This is a genomic window from Oleiphilus sp. HI0079, assembly GCF_001635105.1.
This window is the reverse complement of the sequence record NZ_LWFT01001018.1, coordinates 1-524: the sequence shown is the minus strand read 5'-3', so window position 1 is coordinate 524 and position 524 is coordinate 1. Positions and strand designations below refer to the sequence as shown.

Sequence of the window (524 nt, the reverse complement as noted above, 5' to 3'; positions counted from 1 at the left end):
AATCGCTATCAGGCACGATGGGACCTGATGAAAAGCCTAGATGATGCACCGCTTTGGTCTGAGCGGATTGGGAACGGTGAGACTGATGAGCATTTGTCTGTTAAAGAGGATGTACAGTTTACAGCGCCAGATCAGTGGCAAAATATGCAGGAAGACTATCAATCTACGGGCTTAAGCCTGGACGGGCATCCCGTTGCTTTGCTGCGCAAAGCTGGCGCGTTGGAGAATGATGTGATGGCTAATGCCTTATGGCAACAGCCACATAAATCTTTGGTTTCTGTGTCGGGACTCGTGACCGGAAAGCAAAGTCCTGGTACCGCCGCAGGCGTCAGCTTTTATACTCTCGAAGACGAGACAGGCAATATCAATGTCGTCATATGGCGCGCAACGGCCAGAGCGCAAAAGTTACCTTATTTAAGAGCGCAGTTGTTAAGGGTTGTTGGAATCTTGGAGCAAGAGGCTGGCGTGATTCATGTTATTGCCGGACGACTAGAGGATCTAACGCCTCAACTTGATGGATTGCG

At 49.8% G+C, this 524-nt stretch carries 1 protein-coding gene; it reads left to right on the top strand.

Features of this window, described 5'->3' with window-relative positions; all coding sequences use genetic code 11:
- Positions 1-27 precede the first annotated feature (27 nt).
- Positions 28-524: OB-fold nucleic acid binding domain-containing protein (locus tag A3750_RS18425; protein ID WP_231871876.1), on the top strand; the 497-nt coding region annotated here is incomplete at its 3' end.